Here is an 11,734-nt window from a genome sequence, read left to right as displayed (position 1 = left end):
TGGATAGAGCGTTTGACTACGGATCAAAAGGTTAGGGGTTCGACTCCTCTCGGGCGCGCCATACACGGGAAGTAGCTCAGCTTGGTAGAGCACTTGGTTTGGGACCAAGGGGTCGCAGGTTCGAATCCTGTCTTCCCGACCACGAGTACCAGTATCAGTACCATGATGGGGCCTTAGCTCAGCTGGGAGAGCGCCTGCCTTGCACGCAGGAGGTCAGCGGTTCGATCCCGCTAGGCTCCACCATACAGTATACGGAGGAATACCCAAGTCCGGCTGAAGGGATCGGTCTTGAAAACCGACAGGGGTGTTAAAGCCCGCGGGGGTTCGAATCCCTCTTCCTCCTCCATTTTCTATTTTGGTCCCGTGGTGTAGCGGTTAACATGCCTGCCTGTCACGCAGGAGATCGCGGGTTCGATCCTCATCACCCGCTCCAAGTAAAGGGCCTATAGCTCAGCTGGTTAGAGCGCACGCCTGATAAGCGTGAGGTCGGTGGTTCGAGTCCACTTAGGCCCACCAGTATAATAAACAGTTAAGTTAAACTTAAAAAATAATCATGGCCCGTTGGTCAAGCGGTTAAGACACCGCCCTTTCACGGCGGTAACACGGGTTCGAATCCCGTACGGGTCATCAAAAGAGCAGTTTGCAAATGCAAACTGCTCTTTTATTTGTGGTAGATAGTCGACAATTAAAGTGTATGTGTTAAGGGAACTATGGAAAAATATTCTTTGAATTAAATCAATAATATAACATAATGGTTATAGGTTTAAGCCATAGAAGCAGCAATATGTTCCTACTTAGCACTATTATTCAAATTTTGCAGAGCTTCACTAATTAAAGAGTTATGACCTCCAATAGTATGTCTTTTATTAATATGTAAATATTATTTGTACAAATTTAGATTTTTAAGTTTGTAAAAAGTAATGCAGCAAGTATACAGTATGTAGTGCTACCTTTTTAGACTTTCATTCTAATATTAATAAAGTAAGAAGCGAAAAATAATTTCTTTTTTAATTTCTTATTAATAACTCCTTCAAACGGTCCTCAGGATCAATTCCTTATTTATACTCTATAATGTCTTTTATTTGATTATTTATCATTTATATAAATTTAACATTAATTATAAAAAAAATACGACGTTCGTAAAAGTATACTTTTACGAACTTTCCTTTTATATAAGAAATCTACTGTTTCTATCGTTCGTTTAAGTCAGAAAAATGATTACGAACGTTCTCTTTATTTCATACACTTTTACGAACGTTTTTGATAGAATAAAAGGAAGATAGACACAAAAGGGAGTATAAAAATGGAAAATAGAAAATTTGGATATATCCGTGTAAGCAGCCGAGATCAAAATGAAGGACGACAACTTCAGTCCATGGAAGAAGTGGGCATTTCTCCTCGAGATATTTTCATGGATAAACAAAGTGGAAAAAATTTCAATCGAGAACAGTACCAATTACTAAAACGAATGATTCGTAAAGGGGATATCCTTTACATTCATTCACTAGATCGTTTTGGGCGTAACAAAGAAGAAATTTTACAAGAGTGGAATGCTATCACAAAGGAAATTGAGGCAGATATTGTTGTATTGGATATGCCTTTGCTTGATACGACTCAGTATAAGGATAGTTTGGGAACCTTTATTGCAGATTTGGTTCTTCAAATTTTGTCCTGGATGGCTCAAGAAGAGCGAGATCGTATTCGTAAACGCCAACGAGAAGGAATTAATGCTGCGCTGAAGAGCGGTATATCTTTTGGCCGCCCTAAAGCCCAAGTTAGCCAAGATTTTATTGAGGCTTATAACCGTTGGAAACGAAATGAAATTACAGCCGTACAGGCAATGAAAGAAGCGAATGTAAAAAAGACAACGTTTTATAAATTAGTAAAACAACATGAGAATGCAACGAATATGTAAACTATTTAAGCTAATCTATGTTTTATCTTTAGAGTTTTGAAATAAATATTATTCTTTGTGTCAAGTTATCTTTTATTACACACTTTTCTATATACTAATTTATCTATTAACCTCGTATCAAAACAATGAAAAAAGGAAACACTATTTTTAAAAGAGAATGATAAAGGGGTTAATTGTTTATGGAAAATAATATATCCAACGAAATGAGTCAAATTGAAAAAAATATATCTGAAGAAATATTAGCTGAATTGTTTTTAAGTCAAGTAACGAAACAATTCAAAAAGGGTAAAATTCTTGAAGAAATTGATCTGTCCTTAAAGAATAAAGACAAAGAAGCTTTTTTGCGTTTAACGTATGAACTAAAATTTGTATCTTAATAAATAATTGGAAATAGGAATTCATTATATAAACAAACCTGACTGAGTATCTTTCATAAGATGTTAAGAACATAATTATTATGGTTTAGCTTCAATATAAATGGGATAATGAGCAGGAAAATGTATTTCTATTAAGATTAGTACATAAGCAAGCATGCAGCAGATCATAATTGTTCCTGTTACTAAAGCGAAACGAAGAACTTTCCTCATTATTTTATGTCTTTGAAACTTATTAAAGTTAATAATGTTACTCATAAAATCCTCCTTTTCCGGATTGATGGAGATATATTGTAAAAAGAAGATAAAGCTATATTCCTTAAAGATCAAAGGAATAGTTTTATCTTTCAATATAACACGATCATACGTACTAAGAAATAGTAAGTTGTGAGAGGAAGGAGACAATATGTTATAAAAAGTAAACTTATACAAATGAAATAATAAATGCAGCTTTTCGCTAGTTATATAAGCTGGCGAAAAGCTGCATTTTGAGAATGGAAAGCTACCTAAGGTTATCCTAGCTACTCTTAATGTAGTCTTCTTTATTCCTCAAGTTATTGAACGAGAGTTTTTATGGTTTGCAAAATAGCTATATTATTTTGGACTGTTAAATTTAATTCATAGTATCCTCTCTCGCTGGATATACATGCATAGTCCCCTGAACATCCAGTTACAAAAAATGAGGTATTAGGAAAGTTAGGATTGATTGTAACTGAGTTAGCAAAAAATTTATGTGCATGATGAGTGAAAATCGCTAAAATTTTGTTCCTTACGTTAGAGGGTATAGCATTAAAAAACATGTTTGTCTGCATTTGAGTCGTAACATGATCACCATGTATTTCCGTAGTTATACCTGGAACTCTCAAAGGCCAATGAAAATCAATAATGTAATAATAGTTAGGATCTAAGTTACTTAGCAAGTTTAAGCTATCCCGGCTAAATACCCCTCCTTGACCATTATCTAACCAAACATGACGCACTAACCCTTGTGTTCCAGGAATAACTCTATAGCCAGTTAAATAACGATTGATGTACTGTCGAAATAAAGCTCTACTGTTATTTCTGTTAGTAGCCTCCCAGTTTCCTATAGAAGATCTGAAGGGAATTGCTCCTAAAACATTATTCAAAATATTAGTGAACTGTTGGTAATATGTTTCAGCTACTTGTATTGAAGAAGCACCTAAAGCGTGTACATCATCTCCACCGAATATGATATATCGTTTGTTACCATTATTCACGACTCTTTGCAAAAGGGTATTAAACATACTTTGACTGTTTAAAAAACCTACATGGCTATCACCCACAACTGCTAAATTAACTGTAGTAGCTAGTGGGGATCCTGGTTGATTTTGAACGTAGTCATTTTCTCTTTTACCTTTATCGTTCTTAATTATTTTTACCACCCTTTCTGTCTATTGTTCTTGATATATTATTCAATAAATCAAGAACTGCTTGTACGATGATAAAAATGCTTCTTTATTTAATAGAAGTAGAATAACAAATATTTTCTTTTTAAGCATGTCCAAACTCTTTTTGGTTGGTAGCATATTCTGTTAATATAAATACCTTTTTAAAAAGGGGAACATAACATTGCTAACGAATAGTAAACAAAATTTAGAGAAATCTATTCAAAAAAATCAAGATAAAGAATTCTTACAATACCTTCCACTAAAAATTTATAGCGAAATAGCTTTTGCAGTCCCTATCCCGCAGGGCATCTCTGGCTTACCACCAACTATTTTCTTTGATATTTCTAAGCGATTTACCCCAGACCAGGTACAAAAAATTCAAGACACTATCAATGGTGTATTATTTAACTGGTCGTTGCATCTAACACAAAAATGGAACAATGGATTTAATAATGGTGTATCACAATTAGCTGATTGCACGAACACATATGCGATGAAAAACTTACAGCCTTTACGTTATTTTGGTATTAATGTTACAGACGGGAAACGGGCTACAGATTTAGCTATGGAGCAATTGACAGAGGTCATTAAAGACAATGGGTTTCGCCGATCCCAAAGAGCTAGGATAGATTGGATATACACCCCTTCTCCTATAACAATACAACTACCACAGACAGTCACTAAGACTCAAACTCCGTTATCTATGATTGTTAATGTATACCAACTCCAACAACCGAATGTAACTGCCGGCTTGCTTATAGGCTCTATGTTTCATGCTTGGCTCCATAGGGGTGGTTACGACGACCCTAAAGTTACAAATTATTTTGTTTCTGAATGTCCAATGTGCGTTATGAGAAGTTATCAACCTAAAAAGCTCAATGTACCCGATAGTTTATTCTATAAATATTTTAATTAAATCAACTAGTTTGAAAGTAGTGCATGATATATACAAAACGAATAATTATAAAAGAAACTATTAGCACTTAAAGAATGTTTAAAAAGGATTTTTTACCTATAATTTTACTTTTGCATTTAATCTTTTTTTACAACTAGTACAATTCAATTTATTCAATTCACTATTTAATATAGTAGGTCATAAAAAAGGAGAATTCTGTTGAACCTAAAAGAAATCAAAGGATCATACGATATAATTGTTAGCTTAGGCAGTGCTTGTAATCCTGCAATGGAATTAAAACGCTTAAATTTAAGGACATTCTCTGGGCCACTAGACTGGAGTGTATCTCTATCACTTTCTGATGTTAATAGGTTACTGAAAAATAAATTCAGCAATTTTATGGAACTTGAAAACATGCAACTGACTGATGGAGCGTTTGCATTTGCTGATGATGGGGTCTTAATTGAAGGGGTACAATCTTATTTAATAGAGGATACTCATTATAATATTATTTCAGTCCACGATTTCCCAATCATTCCACATCAACATTGGAGTGCCACATACACCTCCTATAAAGAAAAACTTACAAATCGAATTAATCGTTTTATAGAAAAAATCACAACTTCTGAATCTGTTTTATTTATTAGATGGGCTGCTACCTATGAGCAAACTTTAGAATTACAAGCAATTTTAGAACAGATTGTTAAAGGTAATTTTAATATTCTTATCCTATGCCCTGAAGAAGGATTCAACGGTGTAAGTGAAATTAATTGGGAAATTGATAAAGTATGTGCAGTCAAAGTACCGAGACTCCCTAATGACCTGGAAACATGGAATTATGTTTTAGAAGGTATAACATTAAGTTCTAGAAAACAATAAAATGAAAGCATAAGAAGAGTTTCAAAATAAGAGAAGCAACCTCATATCCCGTGGCATTGGAGAGAGGTTGCTTCTTTGGATTCAAACTTAGCAAAGAATTAATAGTAGATAATGTAAATCTTACCATGAATTCTTTATAAAGACTATATTCTTAGGATCAGCATATGTATAAATGGTGCACTTTTTATACATTTTTTAGTAATCACCTTTCTGAAGAACGTCGGCAAATCAAGGATGTATAAAAAGCTGCATAAAGTAAGTCGTCATATTATCTTAAACCCCTTGTGCCATAAGGGGTTCTTTTTGTGATGTGTTCCGGAAAGAGTGTTTATGTAAACTAGACCTGTATACCGTATACAAGTAGAAAATGCATTATAAAGGAACATGGACTTCTTTCGTCCAACTACTTGTTTTAGACTTAACCGTAATTAACTGATTGCTTTCCCATTTCAACTCTCCTAGGAATCTGGCATATACAGTTTCATTTCCAACCTCTTCTACGAGTAATTCATTAATTATTCTTAATCCTCTTTCATTGTAGACCTCACACCATAACTGAAAGCCAGAATATCTATGTACTCCCTTCAACATTGCTACTAGTTTACGGTTAGGGCTTTTCTTTGGTGTTTTTGCAGCTAAAAAAATGGCTTCATAATCTTGTCTAACTATTTCTTTTAAAGCTTCTTCTACATATTTTTGTATAGTTACTAAAGAAAATGAAGAGTACTTTTCCAAAGTAGGTATTATATATTTTCTAACTATGTTACAAAATGCTTGATATTTTTCTTCAACTGACTCTAATTCTGTAAATAACATATAATCATCTGGAAGAAGTATTTCAACCTCATGGATGGCCTTCTCTTCTGAATATGATACATCCTTATTGGGATTAGCTAAACAATATACAGTAATGCTATTAAGTTCGTCTAATTCGAATCCTAGATCCTTCAATTTCCTACAAAAAATCAATTCGAAAATCCTAAGCTCATGTATATTATTGTAATGCTTTTTAGGTCTTTTCTTTGCCCAATCCATAATATGAATATTAAACATTTAAACGGTATCCCTTCTTGTTTATAGATAAAAATTAAATCTTATTTAATTAACTATCATTTTAAACATTAATATTAGAAATGCTACCGATAACTGTGATTATGTCAACTAATTATGTATATCGTATACATAATTTTTAATTAATGTAAGTAATATTAGGACAAGCATACAAACCAAATAGATAAAAAATAATAGAATATTAAAGTAGATATTTTCTACATTGTTATAACTTTTAATTTTAAAAGGGAGTTATTAATTTGATATCAATATATGTTAAGGATACCGAAAAATATGGTAGAGGAATATATGCTTTACGTGATATCAAAAAAGGGGAGCTTATAGAAGTATCTCCCGTTGTAATTTCACCAAAAAATGAATGGGAATACTTAGAAAAAACTGTAATGTCATATTATTGCTTTTATTGGGGAGAAGAAGGTAATGATACAGCAATTGCTTTGGGTTATGGTTCCTTGTTCAATCATTCATATTCTCCAAATTGTATCTATTATACTAATGAAAAAAAAGTAACGATAGAGTTTTACTGTATTGTTGACATTAAGAAAAATGAAGAAATCACTATAAACTACAATGGTGATCCTAAAGATAAGTCTCCTCTATGGTTTAACGTCATTTAATAAATTTCCTCTTATATTTTTATATGAATTTAAAATCTAAGAAAGTAGTGATTATATTGCCTAAGAAAAAAGGGAAAAAGCCTCCTAGTGGTGGTGGCGGCGGTTGTAATAGTGCAATTTGCCAAGTACTAGGAGTGAACTTTACTGCGGCTCAGAATTTTGGATGGACTCTTGTACTTGAAATGCCTGATGTGAGTGGTCAGTTTCCTATTACAGCCGTGGATCTATCCGCATGTCAGGTTTCAGTTCAACGTCCATTTGGGACTGTAATACTATCATGTAAAGAAATTGAAAATTTTATTTCTTATGAAGTACGAAAAAATGGTGGAGCAAGTGGTAATGACGTAGCTGGTTCTTGTAATGTCATCTGTGACTTATTGAATTATAATTTACAACAGGAGACTGCTAATGGTTGGGGAAATGCACAAGCTTTTACCATTGAGCTAATTGGTACTCCATCTGTCGAATTACAGAGTGTAAATTTAGGGACTTGTGAAGTTACAGTTGATACAGCTCCAACTACACGAAATTGCACAACTATAGCAAATACTTGGAATGCTTTTCAGGTGCACCAATAATTTTTAATATATATTCACCATACTTTCCGAAAAAAATTAGTTTATGTTATGGAGTAGAAAGAGTTTGAACATGTCTGTCTTGGTGCAAGTAAAGCCGTTGGAATGAATAATTCCAACGGCTTTATTTCCGATAACTAACATTATGTTAACTAACGTTGTATACGATATACAGCTTAAAAAACGGAAAAACCTACTTGACAGAGATCAGTAGGTTTTTCTGTTTAGAGAAACTAATAAGGGTTCGAAAGTAGTCGATGCCTCGCGGCGTCTTGGGTAGTTTGCTCAAAGTATTAGAAATTAACCATTTGTATAAGATAGATACTTTTATGTAAATAATTAGTAGCTAATAGTTGATACTTATTAAGATTTCCGACTAACAATTAGGATGTGAATGTATTGGATTTTTTTTATAGTCAAGAATCACTTACTGCAGTTCAATGGATTCTAAGAGCAGTTATTTCTTTTTTCTTTTTACTCGTTGTTACTAAAATAATGGGACAGAGATCGCTGTCTCAGTTAAGGCTCCTTGATTTTATAATGGCTTTATCAATAGGAAATATTATTGCTCATCCTTTATCAGACCAACACTTAGGAATGAAGGGTTCTATGATAACGATAGGTGTATTAGTTATTTTATATCTTATTTTAGTATTTTTAAGTCTTAAGTGGTTAAGATTCACAAAATTTGTTGATCCTTCGCCTCTTCCTCTTATAAAGAATGGGGAGATACTCTATAAAGGTCTAACTAAAGCTAGAATACCTATTGATGTTTTACTAACAGAATTAAGAAAAAAACAAATATATGATATTCAACAAGTTGCTTTAGCATTATGGGAATCAGATGGTACTATTTCATTTTTTTTAGAATCCCAGTATCAAACACTAACTCCTAAAGATATGAAGCTGATGACAAAGTCTTTCTCTTTGCCTATTACAATTATTAAAGATGGGAAGATTGATTTTGAGGAATTAAAACAAACCGGTAAAGAAGAAGAATGGTTAAAAAATCACATTAGAACAGTATATGGGCTAGAGATAAAAAATATTTTATTAGCAACTATAGATGATAAGAATGACAATATAAAGGTGTTTTTATATAAGTAATTATGGAGTCTCATGTATATGTGTAAATTATCTTTTAAGAAAATTAAAAAACAGCTATAACTGTTTTAAGGTATAAAATTCATTATGTTAACTACATTTATAGACTATATAAAGCTTGAAATAGAAAAAACTACTTCTGAGTCCGAGAAGTAGTTTTTTCTGTTCCTTAGGAGTTAGCTTTAGAACAATGATGCATTCATCTTGAGTAGTTTTCTCTCTATATAAATTTTTATTCATTAAGGTTTATAAGGACATTTTGAAATGTAGTGAGCTAGTATGAAAAGTGTTCAAGGTCTATCATATTAATTAAATCAGCATATCTTGTAGATATGAAAAAGGGTAGAAGAATAACTTTATTCTTCTTATCTGCAGCACAACATTTAAGAGAACAAAACTTACTTGTAGCTCGTATTGGTTTATATTCTTTTCTACAAATTTTACATTTTTTTATTGAATGTTTGATATATGCTTTTCCTTTACACTTCTGAGAACAATATTTCGCATTTTTGTTATAGCTTTTAAATTCAGAATCACAAATCTGACAAAAAAACTGAGCCAAGTTGTTAATCACTCCTATTAAATACTAATGGTTGCAATCGTACTATACGAAATGAATTTTAAAGCTTGTTGGTAATGAAGTCCATTATAATAACTAGGTTTGTATGTGATATGCATTCAAAAAATAGAAAAAACTCCTGGTTCCTGTTCAGGAGTTTTTCATGGATTGCGCTAGGCGAAACGATGATATGAATCGTCTTGGGTAGTGTTCTCGAAAAGTGAAGTTTTATTCGTATAGGCAAGTTACCTATATGATTATTAATGAATACAATAATATAGGCTTATACTTTGCTCTTAGTATTAAGTTTATTGCCCTAGAATCCTTATATTTTGTTTTTTTTAAAGTACCCTTTGGATTTTAGATTCTAATGGGTACTTTTTATTGTCAGAAATTATGTCTTTAACGACAGGATAGATCATTATGGATAATCAGTTAAAAGAAATCTTTGGTGCTTGGTTAGCAGCTATTGGAACCGTTACAGCTGCTGTAGGGAGCACTCCCTTTCGTTCATTAGGAGAAAGTTTTAGAAAAGATTTAAGCTTAATTGGAAACGAACTCCAAGCCGTAGGAAATGCTCTAGAGGCTGATGGACAAGGAGAAGAGAATCTTGAGAAAGTTGGAAATGAACTTCAATCTGTTGGAAATGTGACCGTTATTTCTGGGCTTGTCATAGATTTTGACGACATAATACAACAGAAATTAATTATTAGTGGTAACTGGATTCAAGCTCTAGGTGGCGCTGCTGCTTTAGGAGATGAATTTCAAGATACATCAAATATAAATGAAATTTATAATATCATTGGAAATTTACTTCAGATTATTGGGAATTCACTACAAGCTTTAAGTGGTATAAATGAATTAAAAGACAATTATATAGAGAACAAAGAAACGTCTAAGAAAAAACAGGATAATAATAACACGATATGGTCATTAGATGTTACGGGAAGTTGGATTCAGGCTGTTGGATCTGTTATTTCATTAATTGGACAGATTCAAGAAGAAAGTGAAGAACAAAGCAATGAAGAGCAAGAAGATGATTCTACAAATAGTGATGAAAAAGACGATAATGCCTCACAAGGCGATAAAAGGAGATACGAGGATGTAATACAAAATAAATATTTTTAATATGGACATTAACTACTGCAGTAAAGATGGAAATATTAACGTAAATCGTACAATAAATAAAGGGGATTACAAGGATAAAGATAATAATACAAATTCTTCAGTAGCAAATAATCAAAAGAAGTAAATTTTTGAAGTAACTGTTAGAATGAAAATCTCTAACAGTTACTTCTTCTTATAAAATCGAAAATTACAAATAGAAAATAGAAGAAACCACTGGGACTAGCAGTAGTTTCTTCTATTGCAAACTATGTTTTTATTGGTGACTTTAATCATCATGAGTAGTTTGTTTAAACTAACCAATTTTATGCCTTAAGTACCTAATAAAAAAAGAAAGACGTCAGGGAGGACATCTTTCTTTTTTATTAGGTTGCAGTGGAAGACACTCTCTAGTAGGCATCATGAATAGTTTGCTCAAAGTATTTTTTGATATTCAGGTTGTTTATTTTTATGTTTCTTTATAGTTTTGAATCTTTTTACTTCTTTATTCCTCTATACGTGCGGGGTTATAGCCGTAAACATTAGCAAGATCAGTGTAAATAGAAAATATTAAAACGCTAAGCCAAATTGTTCCGCCAATTAAAAAGAACAAATATTTAAATAAATTTTTCATATTTTGATTCCTTTCAACAAAAGAAAAAAACACTTATTTCTTCAAGTGATTTTTCCTTTTTTAATGCGCATTCATGGATACTAAAAGCTTCTTCTTTTTTTAATTTGCGTTGAATATGCTTTTTAATTCATCTAAAACAGAAATAACACTTGATCTTATGAGAACAAGTGTTATTTCTGTTTCATTTTGTAAGGTTGTTGAGTCCTCCTTTTAAATACTATGTTTATTTTGGATAGAGCATAGCTTTTTACTTAATTTTACATATATAAAAATATCCAATAGTCTTGTTCCCTTTAGGTACACGTGCCTTATATCCCACATATCATGTTAATGTGACACGAATATTTCATTAAATTGGTATGCTCCTTAGACATGTCCCTATTGGTCAGAGTATTGTTTAATGAGAGAGTTTCACTCTGAGAAAAGCTCAAAGATTCTTTGAGCTTTTTTGTTTATGGTTCTATATTTGATTGTTTCTTTTAGCAGGAAATATCATGTTGCATTTGAATACTAGTACTATACTCTTAAAACGAAAATGGGGGCTAGTATGATGCTGGTAAAAAAGATGTTAAATGGAATTATGATGAAAGAAATCACC

The 11,734-nt window shown here is 32.3% G+C and carries 11 protein-coding genes and 5 tRNA genes; 13 read left to right on the top strand and 3 right to left on the bottom strand.

The features are described 5' to 3' along the window. Positions 1-65: 65 nt before the first annotated feature. From AC2YJL_RS27360 to AC2YJL_RS27330, 7 genes are all read left to right on the top strand, one after another. Positions 66-142, top strand: a tRNA-Pro gene (locus tag AC2YJL_RS27360). A gap of 25 nt (positions 143-167) precedes the next feature. Beyond that, positions 168-243, top strand: a tRNA-Ala gene (locus AC2YJL_RS27355). Between the two features lie 10 nt (positions 244-253). Further along, positions 254-346, top strand: a tRNA-Ser gene (locus AC2YJL_RS27350). Positions 347-439: 93 nt separating this feature from the next. Then, positions 440-516 (top strand) — tRNA-Ile (locus AC2YJL_RS27345). 39 nt (positions 517-555) lie between these two features. Further along, positions 556-627 (top strand) — tRNA-Glu (locus tag AC2YJL_RS27340). 676 nt (positions 628-1,303) lie between these two features. Continuing rightward, positions 1,304-1,915 carry a recombinase family protein gene (locus AC2YJL_RS27335; protein ID WP_230932259.1) on the top strand — a complete coding sequence of 204 codons (612 nt, stop codon included), beginning with the start codon at positions 1,304-1,306 and terminating at the stop codon, positions 1,913-1,915. A gap of 179 nt (positions 1,916-2,094) precedes the next feature. After that, positions 2,095-2,292, top strand: coding sequence for an IDEAL domain-containing protein (locus tag AC2YJL_RS27330; protein WP_230932258.1), 198 nt, complete (start codon positions 2,095-2,097; stop codon positions 2,290-2,292). Between the two features lie 78 nt (positions 2,293-2,370). Here the strand turns inward: AC2YJL_RS27330 and AC2YJL_RS27325 are convergent, their stop codons facing one another. Together AC2YJL_RS27325 and AC2YJL_RS27320 are read right to left on the bottom strand one after the other, a co-directional pair. Further along, complete coding sequence (locus tag AC2YJL_RS27325; protein ID WP_230932257.1) at positions 2,371-2,547, bottom strand: hypothetical protein; 177 nt, start codon at positions 2,545-2,547, stop codon at positions 2,371-2,373. 296 nt (positions 2,548-2,843) lie between these two features. Continuing rightward, positions 2,844-3,692 carry a hypothetical protein gene (locus AC2YJL_RS27320; RefSeq protein ID WP_230932256.1) on the bottom strand — a complete coding sequence of 283 codons (849 nt, stop codon included), beginning with the start codon at positions 3,690-3,692 and terminating at the stop codon, positions 2,844-2,846. A gap of 187 nt (positions 3,693-3,879) precedes the next feature. On the opposite strand from AC2YJL_RS27320, the gene AC2YJL_RS27315 reads away from it, so the two are divergent. After that, on the top strand, positions 3,880-4,614 hold the full coding sequence (locus tag AC2YJL_RS27315) for a hypothetical protein (RefSeq protein WP_230932255.1): 735 nt from the start codon (positions 3,880-3,882) through the stop codon (positions 4,612-4,614). A 198-nt stretch (positions 4,615-4,812) separates the two neighbouring features. Continuing rightward, a complete protein-coding gene (locus AC2YJL_RS27310; protein WP_230932254.1) occupies positions 4,813-5,472 on the top strand; it encodes a DUF1796 family putative cysteine peptidase in 660 nt (219 codons plus the stop codon). 372 nt (positions 5,473-5,844) lie between these two features. Here AC2YJL_RS27310 and AC2YJL_RS27305 read toward each other — a convergent pair whose 3' ends face one another. Next, positions 5,845-6,525, bottom strand: a complete 681-nt coding sequence (locus AC2YJL_RS27305) for a hypothetical protein (protein WP_028408078.1) — start codon at positions 6,523-6,525, stop codon at positions 5,845-5,847. 257 nt (positions 6,526-6,782) lie between these two features. Between AC2YJL_RS27305 and AC2YJL_RS27300 the strand changes: the two genes are divergently transcribed. The 4 genes from AC2YJL_RS27300 to AC2YJL_RS27285 all read left to right on the top strand — a co-directional run bounded on the left by AC2YJL_RS27300 (position 6,783) and on the right by AC2YJL_RS27285 (position 10,526). Next, on the top strand, positions 6,783-7,160 hold the full coding sequence (locus tag AC2YJL_RS27300; RefSeq protein WP_230932253.1) for an SET domain-containing protein: 378 nt from the start codon (positions 6,783-6,785) through the stop codon (positions 7,158-7,160). Between the two features lie 56 nt (positions 7,161-7,216). Further along, complete coding sequence (locus AC2YJL_RS27295; protein WP_230932252.1) at positions 7,217-7,738, top strand: hypothetical protein; 522 nt, start codon at positions 7,217-7,219, stop codon at positions 7,736-7,738. Between the two features lie 396 nt (positions 7,739-8,134). Then, on the top strand, positions 8,135-8,842 hold the full coding sequence (locus tag AC2YJL_RS27290) for a DUF421 domain-containing protein (protein WP_230932251.1): 708 nt from the start codon (positions 8,135-8,137) through the stop codon (positions 8,840-8,842). Between the two features lie 979 nt (positions 8,843-9,821). After that, complete coding sequence (locus AC2YJL_RS27285; protein WP_372586399.1) at positions 9,822-10,526, top strand: DUF6944 family repetitive protein; 705 nt, start codon at positions 9,822-9,824, stop codon at positions 10,524-10,526. Positions 10,527-11,734 lie beyond the last annotated feature (1,208 nt).

Source organism: Priestia sp. SRI_019, assembly GCF_057586255.1.
Note: the sequence above shows the minus strand (reverse complement) of the source record. Positions and strands in the feature narration are given on the sequence as shown.

Excerpts from the sequence above, each read along its gene's own strand:
- AC2YJL_RS27325 (WP_230932257.1), bottom strand. The coding sequence starts at position 2,547 with ATGAGTAACATTATTAACTTTAATAAGTTTCAAAGACATAAAATAATG.
- AC2YJL_RS27305 (WP_028408078.1), bottom strand. The coding sequence starts at position 6,525 with ATGTTTAATATTCATATTATGGATTGGGCAAAGAAAAGACCTAAAAAG.
- AC2YJL_RS27335 (WP_230932259.1), top strand. The coding sequence starts at position 1,304 with ATGGAAAATAGAAAATTTGGATATATCCGTGTAAGCAGCCGAGATCAA.
- AC2YJL_RS27285 (WP_372586399.1), top strand. The coding sequence starts at position 9,822 with ATGGATAATCAGTTAAAAGAAATCTTTGGTGCTTGGTTAGCAGCTATT.
- AC2YJL_RS27330 (WP_230932258.1), top strand. The coding sequence starts at position 2,095 with ATGGAAAATAATATATCCAACGAAATGAGTCAAATTGAAAAAAATATA.